Source organism: Brevibacillus sp. LEMMJ03, from assembly GCF_007197875.1.
Lineage (GTDB): Bacteria > Bacillota > Bacilli > Brevibacillales > Brevibacillaceae > Brevibacillus > Brevibacillus thermoruber.
In genome coordinates, this window is the sequence record NZ_VKJN01000004.1 from 189,232 (window position 1) to 210,058 (window position 20,827).

Consider the following 20,827-nt stretch of genomic DNA (forward strand, 5'->3'; position numbering starts at 1 on the left):
AATGACAATTGGTCAGTTAAAGCGTTTCTTCATTGGGTCACCATTGCGAACAAGGCAAATCGCTCACGAAAAATTGCCGAAATGGAAAGCGCTGGCGATCTTTTCGTCAGATGCGCTCTCATCGGTCGCGTACGCTACGGAAGAGATTTTGCTCGTGCTTGCCCTGATTGGATTCGGCGCGTTTGCTTATTCCCTCCCGATCGCCATCGCGATTCTGGTATTGCTGACGGTCGTGACGCTCTCCTACCGTCAGATTGTCCATGCGTTTCCCTCTGGGGGAGGGGCGTACATTGTCGCCAGGGAGCACGTGAACACGCCTGCCAGTCTGGTGGCCGGAGCGGCGTTGATGATCGACTATGTGCTCACGGTTGCCGTCAGCATCAGTTCCGGGGTCGCAGCGCTGCTGTCCGCCTTTCCTTCTTTGCTTCCCTGGAGAGTGGAGCTGGCTGTCTTTCTCGTGATGCTCCTCATGATCCTGAACCTGCGGGGCATTCGGGAATCGGCCACCGTGTTCGCTTTCCCGACGTACCTCTTTATCTTGTCGATCCTGCTGATGATCGCGGTGGGAGGGATCCAAATCTGGAAAGAGGGCTGGCACGGTTATCACGCGCAGGGGGCAGCCCCCGCCGCTGACATGTGGACGTGGGCGGGGATGCTGCTGCTGTTCCGTGCTTTTGCGTCAGGCTGTTCGGCGTTAACCGGAGTGGAAGCGATCAGCAACGGCGTGCCGGCTTTCCGGTCGCCGGCGCCGCGCAATGCGGCGATCACCATGACATGGATGTCGCTTTTGCTGGGGATGATGTTTTTTGGGATTACGCTGTTGGCGTATGCGTTCGGAATCGCCCCCAAAGAACATGAGACGGTAGTGTCGCAAATCGCGGAACATGTATTTGGCCGCGGGCCGCTGTACTACGTCATTCAGGTGGCCACAACGCTCATTCTGTTCCTGGCGGCCAATACCAGTTTCACGGGATTCCCCCAGTTGACCTCGATCATTGCCCAAGACCGTTTCCTGCCCCGGAAGCTGACAATGCGGGGAGACCGTCTTGTGTTTTCCAACGGGATTGCGCTGCTCAGCGTGCTGTCCATTCTGCTGATACTCGTCTTTCATGGCGATACGCACGCGTTGATTCCGCTGTATGCCGTTGGCGTGTTTCTGTCCTTTACGATCGCCCAATGGGGCATGATGAAAGCGCTCCTGCGTGAGAAAAAGAAAGGCATTGCCCGCATTGCCGTGATTGGATTCGGCACCTTGATCACGGGGCTGGTTACGGTCATTACGATCGTTTCCAAATTCACCGAAGGGGCATGGATGGTCACGGTTGCCATTCCCGTGGTGGTGTGGATGTTTTACGTGATCCGGAACCATTACAGCAAGATTGCAAAGGAACTGCGTCTGGATCTGCATGCCCATCCGCAGCAAGTGAAGACCAAAGTCATTATCCCGATCTCCGGAATCAGCAAAGTGGTGGCGCAATCGATTTCGTACGCCAAGGGGATCTCGGATGACATCGTAGCGGTCACCGTCGATTTTGATGATGAACATGCGGGACAAATGCGGGAAAAATGGGAAAAATGGAATCCGAACGTTCCGTTGATTATTTTGCGTTCGCCTTACCGAACCGTGATTGCGCCGCTCTTGAAGTACATCGATACCCTGGAGAAGGAAAAAGAAGGGGATGCGTTTATTACCGTGCTCGTCCCGCAGTTCATCGTCCGCAAATGGTGGCATGCGTTATTGCACAACCAAACGGCATTCCTGCTGAAAGCCGCGCTGATCTATCGGAAAGACGTGGTCGTGTCAACGATACCGTTTCACCTGCATGAGTAACCCTACCCAAAACCAGGTCACTTGAGAGCAGTGACCTGGTTTTTCCTTTTTCATGTCCATACCGTACATGCCTTTCCAGTTCGATCCGTTTTGCAGGGGTTCCGGACGAATGACCGGTGCACGCGCTCTCCTGATGAATCACGAGGAAAGACTTCCGCGTTCGGAAGAAGCCGCCATCCCGTCAAGGACGACAGGCCCCTTTTGAAAGACGCCTTCCCATCTCGCCACGGCTACGCATGAAAAGACATGCCCCATCACATTCACCGCGGTACGTGCCATGTCGATGACCCGGTCAATCCCGAGAATGAGGGCTACGCCTTCAGCAGGCAAACCGACGGCGGTAGCGGTGGCCAGCAGAATCACCATGGAAGACGACGGAACCGCGGCCACCCCTTTGCTGGTGACAACGAAAAACAGCACCATCATGAGCTGCTGCTGCAGGTTCATGTCAATGCCAAACGCTTGGGCGATAAACAAGCCGGCAATGGTCAGGTAAAGCGTGGTGCCGTCCGAATTTAACGGCATGCCCGCCGGAATGACAAACGAAGTGATGTATGTGGGGACGCCGAATTTTTCCAGACGCTGCATCAGTTGAGGCACGACCGTCTCGGTACTCCCGGTGGAAGCGCCAATCACCATCAGGTCCCAAATCATCCTGTACACGTCAGTGATGCGGATGGAAAGGAACACAGCGACCAGCGGAAAGAGGCCGAACACGAGGACAGCCAGCCCCAGGTAGGCAGTCCCGATGAGTTTAAGGAGCGGGAACAGCAGCGCGATTCCATACGTGCCAATGGTAGCCGACATGAGCGCAAACACGCCGATCGGGGCAACCTTCATCACCAGATTGACGAGACGAAACGACGCTTTCGATGCGATTTCCATGATGGACAGGAAGGGCTTCGCTTCGTTTCCGAGACCGACCAGCGCGATGCCGAACATGATGCAGAAAAAGATGACGGCCAGAAGGTCGCTTTTCGCAAGCACATCGACAATGTTGGTCGGAATGATGTTCAGGAGAAGGGTTTTCGCGTCCAGTACTTTCGAGGTATTCGAGGCAATCGCGGTAATATCGGCTTTGGGTAGCTGGCTCAGGTCGATTCCCTTTCCGGGCTGTACGAGGTTGCCGACGGCCAATCCGATGAACAGGATGAGCGTCGTAATCACTTCAAACCAAATGATCGTTTTCAGGCCCACGCGCCCCATGCGCTTGATATCGCCAATGCCCGTGATCCCAACCAGCAGGGTCGTCACGATCACGGGGATCACGACCATCTTGATCAGGCGAATGAACGCATCGCCCAGCGGTTTTATGGCTGTCCCCGCTTCCGGGAAGACATGCCCGAACAGCGCTCCCAGCACGGTGGCCCCGAGAATGTAAAAAGCCGATCTTGTTTTCATACAATTCCCCCTTTTCTTAATTTTACTATCACATGAAATTATTATTGCTTATATCTTTTGGTGGTGCAATAATTATTTCATCATAGACGTGGAGGGATTCACCATGAACCTTTCTTCCTTACAGCAGCACTACCGCGAAAAACGCCCGAAATCGGCCGCGTTTTTTGAGCAGGCCCATACGCTGATTGCAGGCGGAGTGAACGGAAATCTTCGCTACTATCAACCCTTTCCCATTACCTTTGAGAAGGCACAGAATGCTTGGCTGTATGACCTGGATGGACATGGGTACGTAGACTACCTGCTCTCCTATGGCGCTTTGCTTTTGGGACATGGCCATCCGGTCGTGCAGAAAGCGATTCAACAGGTATGGGACCAGCAGGGGACCAGCAGTTTTGGAGCGACTCATCCGATGGAGCTGGAGATGGCGCAAGAACTGGCGGGCCTGTATCCCAGCTTCGAGGAAGTGCGGTTTACCAATTCCGGTTTGGAGGCGACGCTGTTTGCCCTGCGTCTGGCGATGGCCTACACGGGGAAAACGCATATCGCCAAATTTGAGGGCCATTATCACGGGGCGCATGATCATGTGCTGGTCAGCGTAAATCCAACCATCGACCGCGTAGGAGATCAATCGTCGCCGGCGTCCGTACCGGAATCCCTGGGGACACCGGATTACTATCTCCGGCATACCGTCGTACTTCCGTTCAACGATTGGGATGCTTGCGAAAAGATTGTGACGGAGAAGAAGGATCAGATTGCGGCTGTCATCGTGGAGCCGATGCAGTCCGGATACATCCCGGCCGACCGCCAGTTTATGGCGAATTTGCGGGAGCTGACCGACCGGCTCGGAATCATCCTCATCTTTGATGAAGTCAAAACAGGCTTTCGCGTTTCGTTGGGGGGCGCCCAGGACTACTATGGCGTCCAGCCCGATTTGACCGCTTTGGGAAAAGTGGTGGGAGGAGGGTTCCCGATCGGCGTCGTAGGGGGAAAACGCCGCCTTCTCGAAATGTGTTCGCCTCTGCGCTCCAGCAATCGCCATGAAGTCGTCTTTCACAGCGGCACCTTCAACGGGAATCCCATCTCGCTTGCGGCGGGTCTGGCTACCATTCGGTATTTGAAGGAGCCGGGCCGCTTTGAATCGCTGGTGCAGCGCACACATCAATTGCGCGACGGCATTCACGAGCTTGCCCGGCAGTACCGCATCCCCGTAAAAACCGTGGGAGTCGGTACCATCTTCAACGTCCTGGCTACCGAGGCAGAGGTGCGGAATTATCGTGATCTGGGGGCCAACCGCCACGAGCTTCGCCTTGCGCTCGATTATCTGCTGATGGATCACGGCGTCTATTCGAAACCGCTCAATCGTTTTTCGATGTCAGACGCGCACGGACCGGCAGAAATTCAGGCGACGCTGGACGCGTTTGAAAAAAGTTTTGCCGCTCTGGGCCAATTTGTGACCGTATAGTCGTGTCCCCCGACGTTGTCGCCGCCTCTTTCCTTTCGTATACTTAACGGTATTGGATGTACGGGACAACGTTTTGAGGTGATCACGATGGAACACGGACCTTCCATTCTCCAGAAGGTGTCACAGTTGTACGCACAGATGAGTCCTTCGCAGCAGCGAATTGCGGACGTGATTTTGCGGGACCCCGAGTCGGCTGCCTTTTACAACGTCGCCGAGATGTCCAGAAAGGCGAATGTCAGCGAGTCGACGGTTACCCGCTTCGCCACGTTTATCGGCTGTTCGGGCTATCCGGCGCTCTCGCGCGAACTGCAGGAACTGGTCCGATCAAAGCTGACCACCGGCGAGCGGTTCCAGCTCTCGCGCGTGATTGAAAGCGCCGAGCAGCGAACGGTCCTGCAATATTTCGAAGAGGATGTCCAAAACCTTACGCTGATGATGGAACGGATCGATTTGGAGGCGTTCGCGAGGATCGTAAAACGTCTCGTCTCGGCTCAACGCATCGGGATCGTTTGCTCGCGAAGCACGCTATCCATCGGGCTCTTCTTCGAGTTTTACCTGCGTTTCCTGAACAAGGAGGCCGTCTTGTTTACCGGAGAGCCGCGCACGGTCGATCATTTGCACCGCTTCGGCTCCGACGATGTCATCGTGGGCATCGGGTTTGCGCGATACTCCCGCTTTACGGTCGATTGTCTGGCCTACGGGAAGAAGAAAGGGGTTCAAGTCGCAGCCATTACCGATTATCCCTCTTCGCCGCTGGTTCATCATGCCGACGAGGTTCTCTATACACCGACAGGCATTGCGTCGCATATGGATTCCCTGGTGGCGCCGCTTTCGGTCGTCACCGCCCTGCTGCGGGCGATGACCCAGGCGTCCGCCGAGCAGGCCAAGGATGTACTTCTGGAATTGGAAGAGGTCTGGATGAACTTTGATATTTACGTAGAACCCAGGAAATAGTCGTGTGCGTACGTGACAACCTTTCCCGCAGACAACGAATGACAAAAACCCTTCCAGCATCGGAAGGGTTTTTGTCTTGTTTGCGAGCCGGGTGAGCAACCGCTTTTTGGAGAAAGTATCCCGTACCTACCCGCCCAGCTCCCGGGAGCGGATCAAAAGGGTACCCGTCTTGACAGACAACAGCCCCTTCCGTGTAAAACGGATCGAGGGCAAATGCGTGGCGGAGAAAAACAGCAGGGAATAGATCGGGTCTTCATGGCGGTGCCCGCGCTCTCGCAGCAGGTGAACCAGCGTGCTGGTCCGGGCAATGAGGACATCCATGTTCTCCAGACTCATCCCGCCCATCAGCGGCAGGGAGAGCTCGAACAGCGGCCGGCCGTTTTCCATGAGGCAGACGCCGCCGCCGTTTTCCATGATCCGATTGACCGCTTGGGCCATCTGCGCGGCATCCTTGCCGAGGACGATGATATCCTGCGAGAGTGTGTAGGTGCTGGCCAAGGCATGTATGTTTCCGAAGCCTTTTACGATGCCGGTGCAGATCCATTTCCCCTGGCGGTCAAGCAGCGCGGCATAGAGGTAATCGTCGTGCGCGGTCAGTACAATTGCGCCGTTCCTTTCGGGAAGGGATTCGTTTCGATGCGAGAGAATCGCCGCGTTGATCATGTCCGCAACGGGAAACTTCTCTCCGGTGCTTGCCACGCGAAACCATTCCGGCTCCGCTTTCCAGGAAGGGGCAGGCAGCTTTCCGATGCCGAACTGCGCCCAGTCGATCTCGGGAAGCGGGGCGATCACCCGGCCCTGTTCCACCGCCATTTTGCCTTCCGCCATGACTTTGACCGGGGTGGGATGGGCAAGATCCTCCAGGAACAGGATGTCCGCAAGCCTGCCCGGCGCGATGCCTCCCAGCTCCTGATCCAATCCGTAATAGACCGCGGGATTCAGCGTGGCCATCCGATACGCGTCAACGGGCGGCACCCCGTTCTCAATCGCCAGCCGGATGAGAAAATCGGTGAAGCCGTGCGCAAAAAAGAACGGCGCCGAACCATCCGTTGTCAGCATGAAGCGGCTCCAGGACAGGTTCTTTTCCGGAAGCAGCCCCCTGACCAAGTCCGGCAGATCGGGACGGATCGACGAATGCCGCAGCGCTGCATAGAGGCCAAGCCGCAAACGGCGAAGCACCTCCTCGGCGGTGATGCTTTCATGGCAGCAGGTCACGCCGGCGGCGGTCACCGCATTCAAGGTCTCCGCCGAGGCCCCCGGATTATGGGTCTCAATCGGTTTTCCTTCCAGGCGCGCCAGATACATCAGCTCTTCGATGTCTTCCGCGCCATCGAGCAGCTCCCTCCAGGCCGTGAGCTCTCCCGCCTGCAGAACGAGCGGATGCTGCAGCATGCGCTTGACGCGCTCCGGGGTAAACGCACGTTTTAGGCTGTCATCGGTGGTTTGCGGGTCGAGGCGGGCCCACCAGAAATTTTTGACCGGCATGCGGTACATGACCGCAAACAATCTGTCGAGCTGGTCCGGCTCAAGCTTTTGGAAGAAATTCAAATTGTCGTGAATCAGCGTGGTTGTTCCGCGGGAGAGGGCAAATTCGGCCAGGGTCAGCGGGTTGTACAGTTGGAAGGGATGGGTGTGGGGCTCGATGTAGCCCGGCACGACCGTGAGATCCGCCGCGTCGATGACCATAGTCTGTTCGTCGGTCAGGGGTTCTTTTCCGCCCACGTAGGCAATCCGGTCCTGACTGATCGCAATATGGCCTTCGCACACTTCCCCGGTATATACGTTCAGGAGCTGTCCAGCCCTGATCCATGCGGTTGCAGGCCGCTGAAAACGGGACACTTCGATCAACTGCTTCCACGATTGTTTGCTGAACGGTCTGATCGGTTTGGACATGTTCATGACTCCCTTGGCAATAGGTTCCTGTTACTCATGATAGTCCGTATTGTTCGGGTTCATTTTCACATTTTTACTCTTTCTTTTTAAAAATTTGCTCTTCTTGCCGACGTCGCTTTCAAGATTTTGAAAATTCCATTACTTTATAGAGAAAAGGCATGCATGTTCATGGATCAGGAGGGAAAAAGAGATGAAGTACATCCTTGCCGACAAAAAGCCAACCGTTTCTCCAACCGCTTATATTGCCCCCGGGGCAAACATCATCGGCGACGTTGCGATCGACGAGTATGCCAGCGTCTGGTTCAATGCCGTGCTGCGCGGGGATACGCAGGGGATCCGGATTGGACGAGGCAGCAATGTGCAGGACGGAACGGTGATCCACGTCGACTCCCGGTATCCGACCGTCATCGGCAGCGATGTGACGATCGGGCATTCCGCGATTGTTCACGGCTGTACGATCGCCGATCGGGTGATTGTCGGAATGGGGAGCATCATCATGGACGGCGCGGTCATCGGCGAGCATACGATCATCGGCAGCGGAACCGTGATTCCCGCCGGCAAAACCTATCCGCCCGGCGTCCTGATTCTCGGCAGTCCGGGCAAAGTCATCCGCGACCTCACGCCGGAAGAGATCGAAAAAATCGTCATCTCCGCGCAGATTTACAAGGACAGAGGCATCCAGTACCGCAGCGACCTGCAACAAATCGAGGCGTGATCACGTCAAGGGGAGGGAGGAGCTGATGAACATGAACCTGGGGTCTCTCTTTGAATTTTCGGCGAATCGCTATCCCAACCAGATTGCCGTCGTCCAAGGTCAGAAACGGTATACGTATGGACAGCTGCACCACGAGAGCAGCGTATTGGCTTCTTCCCTGCAAAAGCTCGGGGTGGGCAAGCGGGATCGGGTGATCGTGCTCATGAAAAACCGCGTGGAGACGATCATCGCCTTCTGGGCACTGCAAAAAATCGGGGCGGTCTTCACGCCGATCAATCTCAGAATGTCCACGAAGGATATCCAGTACTGCGTCAACGACGTGGAAGCCAAAATGATCATTTTTGAGGACCTCGTGCGCACCTCCGTCCTGAAAAACAAGTACAATACCCGCCCGCTGTTTATCGGGCTGGAACCAGAAGGGGCCGATCTGACCTTTCATGAACTGCTGGAGCAGGGAAAGGGTTCATGTGAACGTCCTCCGATCGATGACAACGATCTGGCCGTCATCCTGTACACGTCCGGAACAACGGGACGCCCCAAAGGCGTTCCGCGCACGCATAAAAATGAATACGCCTCCACGATGGCCCATATTTTGCAAAACAATTACCTGATGTTTGATAAAACGCTGGGTGCCATGCCGCTCTATCATACGATGGGGCTGCACGCCCTGCTTTCGGTGATGCTGGTCCTCAACGGCACGTACGTCACGGTTCCGGATTTCGATGCGCATGAAGCGCTGCGCCTGATTCAAGAGGAAGGGATCCACAGCCTGTACATGATCCCGAAGATGTATCACGACATGGCATATCACCCGGACGTGGACCGCTATGATTATTCCACGCTGCGGACCATCGGGTTTGCCGGTTCGTCGATGTCCGCGGAGCTGATTCAGCGGTGCCAGGAGGTCTTTCGTCCGCAGACCTTTGTCAATCATTACGGCAGCACGGAAATCTATACCTTCACCACCTGCAGCGAAGTTCTCCAAAAGCCGGGCTGTGCGGGAAAACCCGGCATTCATCAACTGATCCGCGTCATCGTACCCAATCAGGACGGCTCGTCCCATCCGGACGATACCGTGTCCCCCGGCGAGATCGGGGAAATCATCGTCCACACCGACTCGGTGGAAGCGTTTAAAGGATACTGGAACCGACCGGATGCTACCCGGAAGGCCATTCGGGAAGGCTGGTACTTCACGGGCGACCTCGGTTACATCGATGAGCAGGGGGACTTGTATGTAATCGGCAGGGTGGATGAAATGATCATCTCGGGAGGCGAGCATATTCACCCGCAGGAAATTGAAACGATTCTCCTGGAGCATCCGCACGTGTCCCAGGTGGCCGTCGTCGGCGTGAAGGACAAACGCTGGGGAGAAATCCCCGTTGCCTATATCGTGCCCCGAAGCCAGGTAACCCCGCAGGAACTGGACCAGTTCTGCAAGGAGCATCCCCGGCTGGCCAGCTACAAACGGCCGAGGGAATACGTCTTTGTGTCAGAGATACCGGAAAGCCTCACAGGGAAAACGCTTCGCCGGAAACTTGCGCAGATCGAACGGGAAGAAAAAGAAATCTCCAACGTGCTTGACCAATGACCAAACCGTTTCAAGATTGGGGGGATTCGCTTGGCAGCGCTTTTCCTCGTAGACTCGGATGAACAAAGTCGCCAAGCCGTTCGTTGCGTCATCGAAGAGAGTCCATACAAGTATCTGGCCGTCCATGAAGCGGACACGGCACACCGGGCCGGACTCTTGTTGAAACAGATGCAGCCCACCATCATGATCCTCGATCTTTCCCTGCCGGACATGAATGGGGTCTCGTTGGGAAAAATGGCGAAGGGACTGTATCCGCAGCTCCCCATCATTGTGCTGTCCCATTTGAAAATGTTTGATTTGGTTCAGGAGTGCATAAACGCCGGTTTTTCTTCCTACTTGTTGAAACCGGTTTCAAAACATGAGCTGATGGCCGCCTTCGATCGCCTGCTGCTGTCGGAGCTCTGCCGAGAGACCCGACATTTCATGGGAGAAGGGGCAGCCCCCGCCACATTCGAAACCGACCTGGGCAATCCGATCGATACCGTCATTCGCTACATCCAGTTGAATTTTCAGCAGACGATCACTCTGCAGGAAGTATCCAGCCTGGTCTATTTGAGCCCGTCTCACTTCAGCCGGCTCTTCAAGGCGGAGACGGGGATTACCTTTGTCGAATACCTGACGCAGTACCGCATCGAAAAGTCAAAAAGCCTGTTGAAAATGACCTCCCTGCCGATCGATGTGATCGCCAACAACACCGGGTTCTCCAGTGCCGGCTATTTTTCCACCACCTTTAAACGAATGGTCGGCCAAACGCCCAGTGAATACCGCAGCCAGTTTCAGGTTTTTCTCCATAGCCAGCAGCATTCTGCACACCGCGCATAGCCGTTTTTCGTGCGCGAATGCATCAGGAAACCTCCGATCGGCGGATGGGAGGTTTCCTTATTTTTTGCGCAGGATGGCGCTGCTTGTCGGGCCGTCACGTTACAGCAAAATACTACAATTCGTTTCAAGAAAATTTTGAAACCAAACCATCCGGACTGCTTTTATACTCGAAACAAAGCTGCCTGCACACATTCTCGGGGAGGTGAACAAATGCTTGATCTGCTGAAAGGGTTGGAGGAATGCTGGAGCAGCGGCAGGCCGGCCGTTTTGGCGACCATTATCGACACGCAAGGGTCCACCTACCGCGGAGTTGGGGCGCAGTGCTTGATTCTGGAGGATGGGCGCATCATCGGAACCGTCAGCGGCGGATGTGTCGAAGGCGACATCTACGAGCACGCGCGCGAGGTGATGCAGAGCGGCGTGCCGCGAACCCTCCAGTACGATTTTCGGGGGAGCGGGGACCTGCTGTGGGGATTGGGCGTCGGCTGCAACGGCTCGCTGACGATATGGCTTGCCCCGTTTCATCCTGCCACATATCCGGCTCAGGCAAAACAACTGCTCCAGGTGATGAGACTGCATGCAGCCTCACCTCGCTCGTTTTCGATTGTGACGGTGATTCAATCATCCGATGCCGCCGCGCTGTCTCCGGGCACCCTGGTTGCGCTGGGGCATGATCGCGAGGAAGGCGGGGCGCTGCACGGATGGGGAGAAATTGCCGAGCGGGCGGCGCAGTATCGAGCAGCGGGCCGCTCGGGCCTGGCGTGGATCGACTTGTCCGGAAGCGGCGGGAAAACGATCCGGGTCCAGTGCTTTTTCCACACGGTTCGAAGAGTGCCGCGGCTCGTGATCTTCGGTGCCGGTCCGGATGCGATCCCGCTGGTGCGGGGGGCGAAGCTGCTGCAGTGGCATGTGACGGTGGTGGATCACCGCCCAGCATTTGCCGCAACGGACAGATTTCCGGATGCGGATGAGATCATCGTGGCGCCAATGGGGACCGTCCCTCCTCTGGACGTGGACGAAGAGACCAACGTGGTGATCATGACGCATCACTTCGAGCAGGATCAATTGTTTCTCGCGGAGATGCTCACGCGCACGATCGCGTATCTGGGCATATTGGGGCCGCGTGCCCGAACAGAAAAGCTGCTGGAGAAGATCGAGTCGAATCGAAAGGCGATCGGCTTGCATCCGCTCAAAATGAAAGCGTTTCATTCGCCGGTCGGGTTGGACATCGGGGCCGAAACGCCGGAGGAAATCGCGTTCAGCATTCTTTCGGAAATGATTTGTGCAAGAACCAGGCGGAGCGGCATGCCGCTTCGGCTGCGGAAGGGCCCGATTCACGAAAGGACAGGGGACCTGTTTTCATCCGTGCCGATGAAGGAGAGTGTCTGACGTGAGGGCTTCTCCGGCGGTGTGGATCATCATTCTGGCTGCGGGATATTCCAGGCGGATGGGATTGCCCAAAATCCTGCTGCCGTACCGGGACGGCAGCCTGGTCCGGCAGGTAGCCAAAAAAGCGGCGCAAGTCCAATCCGCGGGGGTGATGGTGGTCGCCAACGCGGAGATGCCCGAGGTGCAGCATCATCTGTGGGATCTGCCTGTTTGGGTGGTGTGGAATGAACGGGCTCATCTGGGAATGAGCACGTCTCTGGTCAAAGGGGTGGAAAAACTGCCCCATGATGTCTCGGCCGCCCTCATTCTCTTGGCGGATCAGCCCGAGATCGAGCCGTTTGTCATCGAACGGGTGATCGATGCCTATGCGCGTTCATCCGCCTCGATCATCCAGGCGGCCTACAGCGGAAAGCCGGGACATCCGGTTTTGTTCGATCGGAAATGGTTTCCCGACCTGCTGCACATCACGGGGGACCAAGGCGCCAAACAGCTCATACAGGCTTCGGGGGACGAGCGTCAATGGGTGGACGTGCCCCTTCCCCCCCTGGAGGACATCGATACGTGGGAAGATTATGAGCGAGTCACGAGAAGGGAGGGTGCGATTCGTGGACTGTAAACACATCGGAAAACCCATGAAGAGAGTGGAGGACATCCGTTTAACATCAGGACGCGGCACGTTTATCGATGACATGAATCCGTTTCCGAACATTCATCAGGCGGCCATTTTGCGAAGTCCGTATCCGCATGCGCGCATCAAGGAAATCCGTACGGAGAAGGCCGAGCGGATGCCCGGCGTGAAGGCCGTGATAACGGGGCAGGACATCGCGGCGCTGACGAATCCGTTTCCGGTCGGCGTCACGGCCCCGGTGAAGTACTATTCCCTGGCGGTTGACAAGGTGCGTTTTGTCGGGGAACCGGTAGCCGTGGTCATCGCCAAGAACCGCTATCTGGCGGAAGATGCCCTGGAGGCCATCGAAGTCGTATACGAACAGCTTCCCGCCGTGGTAGACATCGAGAAGGCGCTTGAGCCGGACGCTCCCGTGCTGCATGAAGAGGTGGGCAGCAACATCGCCAATCACCGCCACTTTCATTACGGCAATGTGGACGAAGCGTTCCGGCAGGCGGATCTCGTGGTGAAGCATACGTTTTTCTATCCCAAGTACAGTGCAACCCCGGTTGAGACGTATGGGGTCATCGCCCACTATGAACCGAGTGAACAGCAGTACACGATCTGGTCCAATTTTCACGGACCGTTTACCCTGCAGTCGGTGATGGCGGCAGCCCTGCGAACGCCCAGCAACAGGCTGCGCATCATGATCCCGAAGGATGTAGGCGGGAGCTACGGCATCAAATCCGGCGTCTATCCCTACATGGTGCTCATGGCGGTTGCCTCGCGGATCGCCGGGGTGCCGGTCAAATGGATCGAGGACCGTCAGGAGCATCTGGCTGCGAGCTCCAGCGGTACGGACCGGGTGACCTGGATCGAGGCGGCGGTGAAACGGGACGGCACCGTAACGGGATTGAAGATGAAAATGGTGGACAACGTGGGCGGTTATGTGCGCGCCCCGGAGCCGGCCTGTCTGTACCGCACCCATTCCAACACCACCGGCCCCTATCGCATCCGGCATTTGCAGATGGAAACGATCGCGGTGATGACGAACAAGAGCCCAACCGGCTTGATTCGCGGCTATGGGGGGCAGCAGTTGTATTTCCCGCTGGAACGGCTGATGCACATGATCGCGCAGAAGCTGGGGATGGACCCGGTGGACGTGATCCGCAAAAACCTGATTCGGGCCGAGGAATTCCCCTATACCACGCCAAGCGGAGGCGTTTACGACAGCGGGGATTACCGGAAGGCTTTCGACATGCTGCTGGACATCGTGAACTACGACGAGTTTCGCCAAAAGCAAAAGCAGGCCAGAGCGGAAGGAAAGTATCTGGGAATGGGGCTGGCCTGCATCGTGGAGCCTTCCGGGTCCAACATGGGCTACATCACCATCGCCTTGACGCCCGAGGAGCGGGCAAAGTCGCTCCCGAAATCGGGCTGTGCGGAAGGGGCGACGGTCTCCATCGACCCGATGGGAGGAATCACCGTCCGCATCAGCACAACGCCGACCGGGCAGGGACACGAAACGGTGGCGGCGCAAATTGTCGGCGAGGTGCTGGGGGTGGATCCGCGGACCGTCAAAGTGGTCGCCGAAATGGATACGCTGACGAGTCCCTGGTCGGTCGCGTCAGGAAGCTACTCCAGCCGCTTCGCCGCCATCGGCTCCAGTGCGGTGTATCAAGCCGCCCACAAGGTCCGTCAAAAACTGCTTCACATTGCGCAGGAGCTGCTGCAGGTCCCGCTTGATCAGCTTGTGCTGGAACATGGCAGGATCGCGGTGAAGGATGCCCCCGGGCGGGAGATTTCCTTGAAGCGCCTGATCGGCTCCACGCACTGGAATCCGGACGTGCTCCCGCCGGGGATGGAGCCGGGCATACACGAAACCGCTTTTTACACCATCCCTGCCGCAATGCCGCCGGATGAGAACGATCAGGTGAACGGCTCCGTCACGTACGGATTTGTAGCGGATGCGGTCACCGTTGAGGTGGACATCGAGACGGGGGAAGTCAAGATTCTGGATTACACGACCGTACACGATGCGGGAAAACTGCTGAATCCGCTGATTGTGGACGGGCAGATATTGGGCGGCCTGGTTCACGGCCTGGGCGGTGCGATGTATGAGGAGCTCGCATATGACCGCAACGGGCAGTTCCTCTCCGGCAGTTTTATGGATTACCTCTGTCCGACAGCGCCGGAGATTCCGCCGATTACGATCAAGCATTTGGAGACCCCTTCACCGCTGACGCCGCTGGGAGCCAAGGGGTTGGGAGAAGGAAACACGATGAGCGCCCCTGCGGTCATTGCCAATGCGGTGGAGGATGCGTTGAGCGGGTTGGGCGTGACGATTGACACCCTGCCCCTGTCGCCGAACCGGATTTGGACATTGATCCAGGACGCCAAACAGAAGATGGAGATCACCGCATAAACACGAAGGAGGCCATACCATGACAGGAAATGGAAGCATCGAGCTGAACGGACCGATCGAGCACGTATTTCACAAGCTGATGGACCCCGAGGTGCTGACCGAGTGCATCATGGGCTGCAAAAGCATGGAACTGGTCGGTGAGAGAAAGTACCGCGCCGATCTGTCCGTGGGGATTGCCGCCGTCAAAGGCAAATACGACGCCTATATTACCGTCGAAGAGGTGCAGGCGCCGCATCATTTCAAGCTGGTCGTACACGGCGAGGGCGGCCCGGGGTATGTGGACGCCGAAGGCATCATCGACCTGACCCCCTTGGACGAGTCCAAGACGCAGCTTACCTATACCTATCAGGCAGAGGTGGGCGGCAAGGTGGCGGCGATCGGCCAGCGCATGCTGGGCGGGGTTGCCAAACTGCTGATCGGCGATTTTTTCAAAAAAATCAAGAAAAACCTGGAGCGCGGACAGCAAATCGCGTAAGGTTCACGATCATCGAAAGGGGGGAGACAGATGAAACCGGCTTCCTTCAATTATTACCGCCCTTCCACCTTGGAGGAGACCCTTCAGCTTTTGCAGGACTGCGGAGACGAGGGGAAGTTGATTGCCGGAGGACAAAGCCTGATACCGATCCTCAACATGAGGTTGTCGTCGCTGGAGCATGTCATTGATATCAACGGCTTGCGGGAGTTGGACTTCATCCGGTTGGAGGAAGGCATACTCAAAATCGGCGGGCTCTGCCGGCAGAGAAGCCTGGAAAAATCGCCGACCGTGAAGGAGGTCGCCCCCTTGTTAAGCGAAGCGGTCCCGTTTATCGGCCATGTGCAGACCCGCAACCGGGGCACGGTCGGCGGCAGTTTGGTGCATGCCGACCCGACGGCGGAAATACCGCTCTCGCTCCTGGCGCTGGATGCGACAGCGATCATTCAGAGTGCGGAAGAGACGAGAGAAGTGCCGGTGCAGGATTTCTTCATCACCTATTTGACCACCGATATCGCTCCCACGGAAATGCTGACGGAAATTCAGATTCCCGTCGACACGCTTCCGAAAGGCTATGCGTTTGTGGAGTTCAGCCGCAGACACGGCGATTTCGCGTTGGTCGCCGCGGCGTGCCTGCTCGATACGGACGAAGACGGAACGATCACGGCAGGACGTCTCGCGATCGGCGGCGTGGATGCCGTTCCGATGATCGCCCAGGAGGCCATGGATGTGCTGCTGGGAGAAAAGCTGACGGATGCCCTGCTGGAGGAAGCCGGGCAAATCGCGGCCGAGAATACCGATCCGGAGGGCGATCTTCATGCCTCCCGCGAATACCGCCTGCATCTGGCCAAGGTTTTCACCAAGCGAGCGATCCGGAAAGCCTATGAGCGATCGCTGCAAAAGCTGGGAGGGGGGACGCAACCATGATTCAGGCAGCCAAACATGAAAAAGTCCTCGTCCGCGTCCGAATCAACGGAAAACTTTACGCAGAAGAGGTGGAGCCGCGCAGGCTGCTGAGCGATTTTCTCCGGGAAGATTGCGGTTTGACCGGTACCCATGTCGGCTGCGAGCATGGCGTGTGCGGGGCCTGTACCGTACGCGTAAACGGTGCCGCGGTTCGGAGCTGCCTGATGTTTGCCGTTCAGGCTGCGGACGCCGAGATTACCACGGTTGAGGGGCTTTCTCTCCATGGCAGCCGCCACCCGCTGCAGGATGCCTTGTCGGAATGCCACGGGCTGCAGTGCGGATTCTGCACGCCGGGGATTCTCATGTCGGCCGCGGAGTTTTTGGAGGAGCATCAGGACCCGACGACGGAACAAATCGAGGAGATGCTGTCAGGCCATTTGTGCCGCTGTACGGGCTACAAGGGCATCGTTGAAGCGATCGCGAAGGTGGCCAAGGAGCAAAAGGACAGGTAGGTGATGAGGTATGGATTTGGGTAGCCTTTTTCAGTTCGCGGTTTCCCGGCATCCGGATTGGACCGCGATTGTGGAAGCCGAGCGAAGGTTTACCTACAGGGAGTTCGACCAGCTTACGACGAACATTGTGGCCGGTCTGCAGTCGCTGGGGATCGGCCAAGGGGATCGGATTGTGCTCGTTCTCAAGAATCGCTTGGAAATGAGCGCGCTGTACTGGGCTGTTCAAAAGCTCGGGGCCGTATTCACGCCGATCAATTTCAGGCTTTCGGCGGAAGAGGTGCGGTACTGCATCGAGGACGCGGAGGCGAAGGCGGTGGTGTATGAGCCCGCCTCCGAGGAGGCGGTGCTGCAGGCGACTGCCTCGTGGAGCTCGATCAGAATCGGCGTGCTGGGAGCCGCAGGCGCCGAGGTCACGTATGAACAGTTGGCCGCCAGCGAAAGTGCCGATTGGGCAAAGCCGAGCATCTCGGATGACGACTACTGTCTCATGCTGTACACGTCCGGAACCACTGGGCGGCCCAAAGGGGTTCCGCGTACCCATAAAAATGAATACGGAGCCGCCATGGCCCACATCATCCAGAACCGCTATGAAAAAAAGGAAAGCACGATAGGCGTGATGCCCCTGTATCACACGATGGGCATCCGCTCCCTCCTATCGATGGCTTTCCTCAACGGGAAAATCGTGATGATACCAGATTACGCCCCTCAACTGACCCTTGAGGTGCTGGAGAAGGAAGAAATCACCTGTGTCTATCTGGTACCCACGATTCTGCACGATTTATTATATCACCCGGATTTTAAAAAGTACAATTTGTCGAAACTGCGCAAACTGGGGTATGCCGGAGCCGCCATGACGACCGCATTGGTGCAGGACTGCTTCCGGGAATTGAAGCCGGACGTCTTTGTCAACCACTACGGCAGCACGGAAGTGTATACGTTTTCCGTGTGCGACTATCTGGACAAAAAACCGGGATGCGCAGGCAAGCCGGGCATCCATCAGGAGCTTCGGGTCGTTGTTCCCGATCCGGATGGCAAATCGACGCCGGACGATGTCGTCGCGGTCGGCGAACCTGGCGAAATCATCGTCAATCTTGCGTCGATTGAAGCGTTTCAAGGCTATTGGAAACGCCCGGACGCGAACCGGAAAGCGATTCGCAGCGGCTGGTATTTTACCGGGGATATGGGGGTGATCGACAGCGACGGTGACCTGTATGTGGTCGGACGGGTCGACGACATGATCATTTCCGGCGGAGAAAACATACACCCGATCGAAGTGGAGGATGTGATCGCCAAGCATCCCAAAGTGTCCGAGGTCGCCGTGGTGGGATTGCCTGATTCACGCTGGGGCGAGGTGGTTACGGCTTTTGTCGTCCCGAGCGATCATTCCCTGACGGTGGAAGAGCTGGACGCCTTCTGCAAGGAAAGCCCGGATCTGGCCAACTTCAAGAGGCCGCGCCGATACGTCTGGGTCGCCGAACTGCCGAAAAGCCCTGTTGGAAAAATACTGCGCCGCAAGCTGCGATCCGGCGAGTATACCCAATCCGAACCCATGATGAAGGAGAGTGCATCCTGATGCAAATCACCAATCAAACCGTTTATGAAACGCAGTGGGACCATATCCGTGTGGAAAAGAACAAGGAGAAGCAGACGGCCACCATTATTCTGGACCGTCCGGAGAAAATGAACACGGTCAGTTTTATCGCCCGCTCTCACCTGAGTGAAATCTTCGACCACGTAAACAGGGACGACGACGTGCGCGTGATCATTATCAAGGGCGCCGGGGACAAGGCCTTCACCTCCGGAGGCGATATCCGCGGATTCCTGGAGCGTCATCCGGAAGAGCTTTCCTACCTGCATAAATGCGTGGCCGCGCCGGAACGTTCGCCCAAGCCGGTCATTGCCCAACTGCAGGGCTATACCTTCGGGGTCGGGATGGAAATTGCGATGGCGTGTGACTTCCGCATCGCGTCGGATACCACCTTGCTTGCGCTCCCGGAAATCAACCTGGGTATGATCCCGGGAAGCGGCGGTACACAGCGCGTGGCGAGAATCGCCGGACTGGGCCGGGCCAAGGACATGATCATGCGCGCGCGTCGGATTCCGGCTGAGGAAGCCTACCAGTGGGGACTTGTCACCAAGGTGGTGCCGCAAGCGGAACTGGATGCCGCGGTAGAGGCGCTTGCAGCGGAACTGACCCGCTTCTCGCCGCTGGCGATGCGCGTGTTGAAGCAGGTGTTGAACGCTTCGCAGGAAGGGCCCCTCAGCGCCGGTCTGGAAATCGAGGGCTATGCGTACGGCATGCTGCGCAGCACGAGCGATTTCCGTGAAGGGGTGGAAGCGTTCTACGAGAAAAGAAAACCGAACTTCACAGGGGAATAAGCCAACGACTTCAGGGAGTGGGCCTCACGCCGCTTCCTGAAGTTTCCATATGACTTTTGACATTTTGGGGGTTGCGGAAAGGTGGGTCACGTATGAGTGCAAATGCGGAAACGCAGGTTCAGCGGGTTTCTTCTCTCCAAGGACGGCCGCCGGCAGCGGTCGGGAGAAAGCAGATGATCACGGCCGTTTTGGCCTCCCTTTTGGGATGGTCGTTGGATTTGTACGACCTCTTTATTCTGCTGTACGTTACGCCGGTGCTGGGGAAGCTGTTTTTCCCGGCAGACAATCCCACGCTTTCCTTGGCGGCGGTGTACGCTTCTTTTGCCGTGACACTGCTGCTGCGTCCGTTCGGTTCGGCGCTGTTTGGCTCCTATGCCGATCGCAACGGCCGAAAACGGGCCATGGTGGTGGCCGTGTCGGGGGTCGGGATTTCGACCGCGCTGTTTGGCGTACTGCCGACGGTCGCTCACATCGGCGCCGCTGCAACGATTCTCTTCATTATTCTTCGTCTCATTCAAGGGGTGTTCGTGGGCGGGGTCGTCGCCTCCACGCATACGATCGGGACGGAATCCGTGCCGGAGAGATGGCGCGGCCTGATGTCCGGTCTTGTCGGCGGAGGCGGTGCCGGTCTTGGTGCGCTGCTCGCTTCCATCGTCTATTTCGTCTTGTCCAGCCTGTTTCCCGGCGAGGCATTCAGCGAGTGGGGCTGGCGCTTCATGTTCTTTACCGGCATCCTATGCTCCGTTCTCGGACTGTTCGTATTCCGCATGCTGGAAGAATCACCGCTCTGGGTGCAGCACAAGAACGAGCAGGCAGCGAAACCGGCAGGCCAGCAGTCGCCGGTGAAAATGGTGTTTACGAAATACCTGCCGGTTTTATTGGTCAATTTGTTGATCGTGATTGGCGGGGGATCAGCGTACTACTTGACCTCCGGGTATCTGCCCACCTTTTTGAACGTGATCAACCATGTCCCGCAAACGACAGCCTCCATGATACTTGCCGCCAGCAGCATTGCTGCCATCATCGCTTCCGTCGCGCTCGGTCATCTGAGCACCGTCATCGGCAGAAAGAAAACGTTTGTTCTTCTGGGGATCCTGAATCTGATGGCTCTCCCGTACCTGTATACGGAACTGGCAGCCGCCCAGGATTTGTCGCGGATTGCGCTCTATGCCATGGGACTGGCGTTTCTCGGGAACGCTTCGTACGCGCCCGTCCTGATTTTTTTAAACGAGCGGTTCCCGACGGCGATTCGTTCGACGGGTACCGGACTGTCCTGGAACATGGGCTTTGCCATCGGCGGGATGATGCCCACGTTCGTGACAATGGCCAGCGGTCAAACGTCGGAGATTCCCTTTTTCCTGGCGTATTTCTCCATTGGTCTCTTCCTCTTGTATCTGGTGGGCAGTCTGATCATTCCGGAAACGAAGGGCAATTTTCAGTAGAAAGCCGCGCATTCCTTCACGAAAATGAA

General features: G+C 57.0%; 17 protein-coding genes. 15 read left to right on the forward strand and 2 right to left on the reverse strand.

Going from position 1 to position 20,827, the window contains the following annotated elements:
- Window positions 1-7 precede the first annotated feature (7 nt).
- Complete coding sequence (locus FOI68_RS07260) at window positions 8-1,831, forward strand: APC family permease (protein WP_143862817.1); 1,824 nt, start codon at window positions 8-10, stop codon at window positions 1,829-1,831.
- A 138-nt stretch (window positions 1,832-1,969) separates the two neighbouring features.
- Here the strand turns inward: FOI68_RS07260 and FOI68_RS07265 are convergent, their stop codons facing one another.
- Complete coding sequence (locus tag FOI68_RS07265) at window positions 1,970-3,232, reverse strand: dicarboxylate/amino acid:cation symporter (RefSeq protein ID WP_143862759.1); 1,263 nt, start codon at window positions 3,230-3,232, stop codon at window positions 1,970-1,972.
- 103 nt (window positions 3,233-3,335) lie between these two features.
- On the opposite strand from FOI68_RS07265, the gene FOI68_RS07270 reads away from it, so the two are divergent.
- Both FOI68_RS07270 and FOI68_RS07275 read left to right on the forward strand, forming a co-directional pair.
- Window positions 3,336-4,694 (forward strand): aspartate aminotransferase family protein, encoded by a 1,359-nt coding sequence (locus FOI68_RS07270; protein WP_044897994.1) that lies wholly within the window; start codon window positions 3,336-3,338, stop codon window positions 4,692-4,694.
- Window positions 4,695-4,781: 87 nt separating this feature from the next.
- On the forward strand, window positions 4,782-5,648 hold the full coding sequence (locus FOI68_RS07275) for a MurR/RpiR family transcriptional regulator (RefSeq protein ID WP_044897995.1): 867 nt from the start codon (window positions 4,782-4,784) through the stop codon (window positions 5,646-5,648).
- A gap of 126 nt (window positions 5,649-5,774) precedes the next feature.
- Here FOI68_RS07275 and FOI68_RS07280 read toward each other — a convergent pair whose 3' ends face one another.
- On the reverse strand, window positions 5,775-7,541 hold the full coding sequence (locus tag FOI68_RS07280) for an adenine deaminase C-terminal domain-containing protein (protein WP_143862760.1): 1,767 nt from the start codon (window positions 7,539-7,541) through the stop codon (window positions 5,775-5,777).
- A 190-nt stretch (window positions 7,542-7,731) separates the two neighbouring features.
- Here FOI68_RS07280 and FOI68_RS07285 point away from each other — a divergent pair, with 190 nt between their 5' ends.
- The 12 genes from FOI68_RS07285 to FOI68_RS07340 all read left to right on the forward strand — a co-directional run bounded on the left by FOI68_RS07285 (window position 7,732) and on the right by FOI68_RS07340 (window position 20,798).
- On the forward strand, window positions 7,732-8,256 hold the full coding sequence (locus FOI68_RS07285) for a gamma carbonic anhydrase family protein (protein WP_035297301.1): 525 nt from the start codon (window positions 7,732-7,734) through the stop codon (window positions 8,254-8,256).
- Between the two features lie 25 nt (window positions 8,257-8,281).
- Window positions 8,282-9,844 (forward strand): class I adenylate-forming enzyme family protein, encoded by a 1,563-nt coding sequence (locus FOI68_RS07290; protein ID WP_231558687.1) that lies wholly within the window; start codon window positions 8,282-8,284, stop codon window positions 9,842-9,844.
- Between the two features lie 30 nt (window positions 9,845-9,874).
- The gene (locus FOI68_RS07295; RefSeq protein ID WP_044897997.1) at window positions 9,875-10,666 is read left to right on the forward strand and encodes a response regulator transcription factor; all 792 of its coding nucleotides are present in this window, start codon (window positions 9,875-9,877) and stop codon (window positions 10,664-10,666) included.
- A gap of 210 nt (window positions 10,667-10,876) precedes the next feature.
- Entirely contained in the window at window positions 10,877-12,055 is a 1,179-nt protein-coding gene (locus FOI68_RS07300) for an XdhC family protein (protein ID WP_143862761.1), read from the forward strand.
- 1 nt (window position 12,056) lies between these two features.
- Complete coding sequence (locus tag FOI68_RS07305; RefSeq protein ID WP_052660197.1) at window positions 12,057-12,671, forward strand: nucleotidyltransferase family protein; 615 nt, start codon at window positions 12,057-12,059, stop codon at window positions 12,669-12,671.
- The gene (locus FOI68_RS07310) at window positions 12,661-15,087 is read left to right on the forward strand and encodes a xanthine dehydrogenase family protein molybdopterin-binding subunit (RefSeq protein WP_255433397.1); all 2,427 of its coding nucleotides are present in this window, start codon (window positions 12,661-12,663) and stop codon (window positions 15,085-15,087) included. The genes FOI68_RS07305 and FOI68_RS07310 overlap by 11 nt, the downstream gene beginning before the upstream one ends.
- 19 nt (window positions 15,088-15,106) lie before the next feature.
- Complete coding sequence (locus tag FOI68_RS07315) at window positions 15,107-15,562, forward strand: SRPBCC family protein (protein ID WP_029098922.1); 456 nt, start codon at window positions 15,107-15,109, stop codon at window positions 15,560-15,562.
- 30 nt (window positions 15,563-15,592) lie between these two features.
- Window positions 15,593-16,486: an FAD binding domain-containing protein gene (locus tag FOI68_RS07320; protein ID WP_044897999.1), complete on the forward strand. Its 894-nt coding sequence runs from the start codon at window positions 15,593-15,595 to the stop codon at window positions 16,484-16,486.
- Complete coding sequence (locus tag FOI68_RS07325) at window positions 16,483-16,977, forward strand: (2Fe-2S)-binding protein (RefSeq protein ID WP_035289395.1); 495 nt, start codon at window positions 16,483-16,485, stop codon at window positions 16,975-16,977. The genes FOI68_RS07320 and FOI68_RS07325 overlap by 4 nt, the downstream gene beginning before the upstream one ends.
- Before the next feature lie 10 nt (window positions 16,978-16,987).
- Window positions 16,988-18,550 carry a class I adenylate-forming enzyme family protein gene (locus FOI68_RS07330; protein WP_143862763.1) on the forward strand — a complete coding sequence of 521 codons (1,563 nt, stop codon included), beginning with the start codon at window positions 16,988-16,990 and terminating at the stop codon, window positions 18,548-18,550.
- Complete coding sequence (locus FOI68_RS07335; protein WP_035289398.1) at window positions 18,550-19,356, forward strand: enoyl-CoA hydratase/isomerase family protein; 807 nt, start codon at window positions 18,550-18,552, stop codon at window positions 19,354-19,356. The genes FOI68_RS07330 and FOI68_RS07335 overlap by 1 nt, the downstream gene beginning before the upstream one ends.
- A 92-nt stretch (window positions 19,357-19,448) precedes the next feature.
- The gene (locus FOI68_RS07340; RefSeq protein ID WP_044898001.1) at window positions 19,449-20,798 is read left to right on the forward strand and encodes an MFS transporter; all 1,350 of its coding nucleotides are present in this window, start codon (window positions 19,449-19,451) and stop codon (window positions 20,796-20,798) included.
- The last annotated feature ends 29 nt before the right edge of the window (window positions 20,799-20,827 follow it).

What these genes read in the sequence shown, in the direction of transcription:
- FOI68_RS07265 (WP_143862759.1), bottom strand. Translation starts at nt 3,232, where the DNA reads ATGAAAACAAGATCGGCTTTTTACATTCTCGGGGCCACCGTGCTGGGA.
- FOI68_RS07270 (WP_044897994.1), top strand. Translation starts at nt 3,336, where the DNA reads ATGAACCTTTCTTCCTTACAGCAGCACTACCGCGAAAAACGCCCGAAA.
- FOI68_RS07275 (WP_044897995.1), top strand. Translation starts at nt 4,782, where the DNA reads ATGGAACACGGACCTTCCATTCTCCAGAAGGTGTCACAGTTGTACGCA.
- FOI68_RS07280 (WP_143862760.1), bottom strand. Translation starts at nt 7,541, where the DNA reads ATGTCCAAACCGATCAGACCGTTCAGCAAACAATCGTGGAAGCAGTTG.
- FOI68_RS07285 (WP_035297301.1), top strand. Translation starts at nt 7,732, where the DNA reads ATGAAGTACATCCTTGCCGACAAAAAGCCAACCGTTTCTCCAACCGCT.
- FOI68_RS07290 (WP_231558687.1), top strand. Translation starts at nt 8,282, where the DNA reads ATGAACATGAACCTGGGGTCTCTCTTTGAATTTTCGGCGAATCGCTAT.
- FOI68_RS07300 (WP_143862761.1), top strand. Translation starts at nt 10,877, where the DNA reads ATGCTTGATCTGCTGAAAGGGTTGGAGGAATGCTGGAGCAGCGGCAGG.
- FOI68_RS07315 (WP_029098922.1), top strand. Translation starts at nt 15,107, where the DNA reads ATGACAGGAAATGGAAGCATCGAGCTGAACGGACCGATCGAGCACGTA.
- FOI68_RS07320 (WP_044897999.1), top strand. Translation starts at nt 15,593, where the DNA reads ATGAAACCGGCTTCCTTCAATTATTACCGCCCTTCCACCTTGGAGGAG.
- FOI68_RS07325 (WP_035289395.1), top strand. Translation starts at nt 16,483, where the DNA reads ATGATTCAGGCAGCCAAACATGAAAAAGTCCTCGTCCGCGTCCGAATC.
- FOI68_RS07330 (WP_143862763.1), top strand. Translation starts at nt 16,988, where the DNA reads ATGGATTTGGGTAGCCTTTTTCAGTTCGCGGTTTCCCGGCATCCGGAT.
- FOI68_RS07335 (WP_035289398.1), top strand. Translation starts at nt 18,550, where the DNA reads ATGCAAATCACCAATCAAACCGTTTATGAAACGCAGTGGGACCATATC.
- FOI68_RS07340 (WP_044898001.1), top strand. Translation starts at nt 19,449, where the DNA reads ATGAGTGCAAATGCGGAAACGCAGGTTCAGCGGGTTTCTTCTCTCCAA.